Origin of the sequence: Marinilabilia sp., from assembly GCF_016278715.1 — a bacterium.
Lineage (GTDB): Bacteria > Bacteroidota > Bacteroidia > Bacteroidales > Marinilabiliaceae > Marinilabilia.
In genome coordinates this window covers 1-4,389 of sequence record NZ_JADQBH010000212.1, presented here as the reverse complement: position 1 = coordinate 4,389, position 4,389 = coordinate 1, and the positions used below count along the sequence as shown (strand labels likewise).

The 4,389-nt window shown below is 43.5% G+C and carries 4 protein-coding genes; 1 reads left to right on the top strand and 3 read right to left on the bottom strand.

All coding sequences use genetic code 11. From position 1 onward, the window contains the following. Window positions 1-530, bottom strand: a 530-nt coding sequence (locus tag QZZ43_RS13030) for an FAD-dependent oxidoreductase (RefSeq protein ID WP_291860087.1), incomplete at its 3' end; no start/stop codon positions are given. Between the two features lie 190 nt (window positions 531-720). Between QZZ43_RS13030 and QZZ43_RS13025 the strand changes: the two genes are divergently transcribed. Next, window positions 721-1,341 (top strand): trimeric intracellular cation channel family protein, encoded by a 621-nt coding sequence (locus tag QZZ43_RS13025; RefSeq protein WP_291860084.1) that lies wholly within the window; start codon window positions 721-723, stop codon window positions 1,339-1,341. On the opposite strand, the gene QZZ43_RS13020 is transcribed toward QZZ43_RS13025, so the two are convergent. Beyond that, window positions 1,338-3,347: an AAA family ATPase gene (locus tag QZZ43_RS13020; protein WP_291860082.1), complete on the bottom strand. Its 2,010-nt coding sequence runs from the start codon at window positions 3,345-3,347 to the stop codon at window positions 1,338-1,340. The genes QZZ43_RS13025 and QZZ43_RS13020 overlap by 4 nt on opposite strands. After that, window positions 3,340-4,389: tetratricopeptide repeat protein (locus QZZ43_RS13015; RefSeq protein WP_291860080.1), on the bottom strand; the 1,050-nt coding region annotated here is incomplete at its 5' end. The genes QZZ43_RS13020 and QZZ43_RS13015, both read right to left, overlap by 8 nt.

Genomic DNA, 4,389 nt, shown 5'->3' with positions numbered 1-4,389 from the left:
TTAATTCCCCGGTGATGAAGATTCTCCGCCATCTCCAGACCGATAAAACCGGCTCCCACCACTATAGCAGAACGAGGTTTTTCATCATCCACAAACGCTTTAATGCGATCGGTATCACCCACATTCCGGAGCGTAAATATGTTTTTATGACCGATACCCGGAATAGGTGGCTTTACCGGTTGGGCCCCCGGCGACAAAACCAAATTATCATAACGTTCAGTATATTCCTTTCCGGTTTTTAAATCCCGAACATTAACAGTTTGGGTTTCAAAATCAATATCATTAACCTCCGAAAAAATACGTACATCAATATTAAAACGTCCACCAAAACTTTCCGGCGTTTGCACCAATAGTTTTTCCCGCTCTTTGATAATCCCACCGATATAGTAAGGCAGTCCGCAGTTTGCATAGGAAATATGCTCTCCTTTTTCGAGCATAATGATTTCGGCATTCTCATCTATTCGCCTAAGGCGTGCCGCTGTGGTAGCCCCACCAGCTACACCTCCAATGATTACATACTTTTTCTGCATATCTTCTGATTAATTTGCTGACAAAAGTATAAAAACATCTACATTTTTACATGTTCATATATCTCATTTAAAGAAAAAGTTCTTTAAAAGTTGTTAAGTAGGCCGAGCTTCCGTTGTTGAGAATTTCCTTACTTTTGCGAGCCAGATTATAAAAAGAACTATAACAAACAGGATTTCAACCTTTAAATTAATGAACATAGACATCATCATCTGGCTCGATTACATCGGAACGGCCGTGTTTGCAATCAGCGGGGTTCTCACCGCCGGAACAAAAAAGCTGGATCTTTTTGGCGTAATGGTAATTGGAGTAGTAACAGCAATCGGGGGCGGTACCATGCGAGACCTGTTGCTGGGAGTAACTCCGGTTACATGGTTACAGGGCTACGAATATCTAATCGCCATCTTTAGTGGCTTTTTAATTACGCTTTTCTTTAAACGCTTTGTGGCCAAAATGCGCAGGACGCTGTTTTTGTTCGATACCATTGGGATCGGGGTATTTACCATCATCGGTCTCGAAAAGGCACTAAATCTGGGTGTAAATCCGGCAGTTGCAGTAATCATGGGGATGACATCAGCAGTAGTGGGTGGAGTTATTCGTGATACACTGACCAATGAAGTGCCCTTAATCTTTCACAAAGAAATATATGCAACCGCCTGTATTACGGGTGCTTTGTTTTATCTTCTTTTCAGATGGCTTGATTTCCCGGTTGCTCTGAATGAATTGCTGACCGTTGGCATCATCATTACCATTCGCCTTTTGTCTATTCGGTTCAACATATCCATTCCGGTATTCGAGACCCCGGAATCTTAATCTTCGTTCTCCAGGCTGGCAGCAATATTCCAATAAGTCTGTGCTTTGTCCATTTCTCCCAGGCGGGCACATACATCGCCCAGATTCTTATAAACTTCAGAATCGGATTGCTGTAAATTAGATGCTTCCAAAAAATCCTGATATGCACCGGAGAAATGTCGCAGATGAAAACGGGCTTTGCCTCTTCCACAAAGGGCTTCGAAATGACGCTGGCGCAATTTCAGCACCGAAGTAAAATCCTTCTCTGCGTTGTCCAAATCCCCTGTTTCGGTCAGAATCGTACCCCGGCGCACCAGAGCATCAATAAAACGGGGATTCAGACTCAGGGCCTTATTAAGATTGGCAAGCGCACTTCTTTTATCCTTAAATTTCACTTCGCACTCATTGGCCATCAGAAAATATTCACGGGCAAATTCTTCCACATTTTTCTGTTGCTGAGAGAGTTCCTCTTCCAAAGAAGCAATTTTGTCCTTCAAACGGGTTGCAAAGACCATCTGAGAAGCCATAAATCGCTGAATTTCGGGTCTTTCCAGGTCATCATTCCGATATTTTATTGCTTCAGCCAAATAATGAACCGATTCCTGCCAGTTGCCCTGCCGGAAGCTTTTCAAAGCTGAGATGTAAGCACCATCGGCCTTGGCTTTGTTCAATTCTTCCTGTATGAGATGCTGGTCATTGGCAGAACGGGCAAACTGGGTCACCTGAGGATTGACAATCACATCGCGCGAGGTTACCGGAGTCTTGAGAACAATACCTTCCAGAGAGCGGCATCGGCTCAATGCCACATACAACTGGCCACCGGCAAAAGCACCGCCACTGAAGTCGATCACGACCTTATCAAAAGTCAGTCCCTGGCTTTTATGCACGGTGATGGCCCATGCCAAACGCAGCGGATATTGCGTAAAAGAACCTATCTCTTCCTCAATTATCCTATTGTTTTTTTCATCGTACCGATATCTCAGATTCAGCCATTTCTCACGTGTTATCAGGTGAACCTGATCGTCCTCTGTGCGCACATAAATACCATCTTCACCTATTTCGTCTACCAACCCAAGTGTGCCGTTGTACCAGCGTTTTTGCTGATCGTTTTTTACAAACATTACCTGCGCATTCTCTTTCACTACCAATTCTTTCAGCGTTGGCAAACTGGATTCTGAAAATTCTCCCTGAATTTCGCCTGTGAAAGTTTCGGGTTTCCCCTCCAGTTCATCCAGTTTCTTATCGTTGATGTAATTTACGGTATCGCGACGGGTGGCAAGCGTAATAAAAAGTTCGTTTACAGGAGGTTCAAAACTCCTGTCGAGCCGCTGATTGATTTTGGTAATATCGGCAGGAGCAGCAGCATTTACACGTATTTTGTCCAGCATATGAACAAACGTTTTATCATTTTGCCGGTAAACCTTTTCCAATTCAATCTGAACCAACGGAATGCGCGAAAACACCCTAGCTGAAAAGAAAAAAGGAGATTTGTAAAACCGACTGAGAATCTTCCAGTCGTCGGAACGAACCACGGGCTCAAGCTGAAAGGCATCTCCCACCATCAACACCTGCTTTCCTCCAAAAGGAAGTGTTTTATTTTTAGTGTACACCCTCAAAACCTGATCAATAAAGTCCAGAATGTCCACCCGAACCATGGATACTTCGTCGATAATTAATAAATCAGTCTCCCGAATGAGTTTGATCTTTTCTTTGTTGTATTTCAGAAAATCGAAAATGCGGCCATCCTTAGTAGAAAGGTCGGGGTCATCAGGCAAAATAGGCCGAAAAGGAATCTTAAAAAAAGAGTGCATCGTTACCCCGCCGGCATTAATAGCAGCGATGCCCGTAGGGGCAACAACGATGTGCTTCTTATGGGTGTTTTCACAAATGTATCTGAGAAACGTTGATTTTCCGGTGCCTGCCCTTCCGGTTAGGAAAACCGACGAGTTGGTATATTGAATTAATTGCAGTGCATTGCGAAACTCCGCATTGTCAAGGTCCATATTTACGGGCAACTCATTACTCATGTTCAACCTCCTCTTTCAATTCAGTATCCGTATCAAAAGAACCGTATCTTTTTATAATACTGTAGGCTTCAAAAACACCCAATTCACCAGCTTTACTCAAATCCAGGGTTCCTTCAGCAGTCTGATCAAGATAAATTCTGTTCAAACCGCGGTTAAAATAGGCCTCTGCAAAATCTGGATTTATTTCAATGGCTTTGGAGTAATCATCTACCGATGCTTCAAAATTACGCAAAAGACTTTTCATATAAGCCCTGTTGAACCAGGCAAACTCGAAACCGGGCGCCAGGTCGATCACTCTGTTGAGGTCATCAATAATCAGGTTGTAATCAAGAATAGAAGCCTGTTCAGCATTACCTGCAGTTCCCAAAGGAGTATTGGAACCTTTCAGGTCCAGCTGCTCCACTGATGGCGCTTCTTCAGCTTCAAAAGATCTCACTGTTTCCACCATCTTGTATCGGGCAATGGCTCTTTGAAACAATGCCAGATAATTGGTACTATCCAGAGCAACAACCTGACTAAAATCGTCAATGGCGTTGTTAAGATTTTGGACAGCCAGGAAATGTAATCCTCTTTCCATGAGCAAAGTAACCTGTTGCTCAACCCGGTTTTCATTTGCTATCTTTTCTGTAAGTCCACCAATATTTTCAAACAAAAGAGCTGAAGCCTCCCGGCTTATTTCTCCCGTTACGTTGGCAATTTCAATCGGCTTGTTGGTTTTAAAGCTTTCAGACAATTTCTCCACATCCTGTTCAAAATAACGAACTCTGTGTACAAGCGTGTCTCCGGGGAAAAAGGTTAGTCCGTAAGGCCCCTGCAAATCCACCATTATGTTGCGGTTTTGAATCTTTCCCCTCAGCGAGGAACTTGTCAGTTCTTCGGGCTGATCGGTTCCGAAATCATCCAGCACAGCCATCTTATCATAATTGCTGATATTCCGGTCATTTTCGGGGCGTGTCTCCTTCCGTTTTCTTTTTTCTGAAGCCTCCTCTTCCTTTTTATTTGCCGATGACTGTTTATCGTCCTTACTTATATCATCACGCCT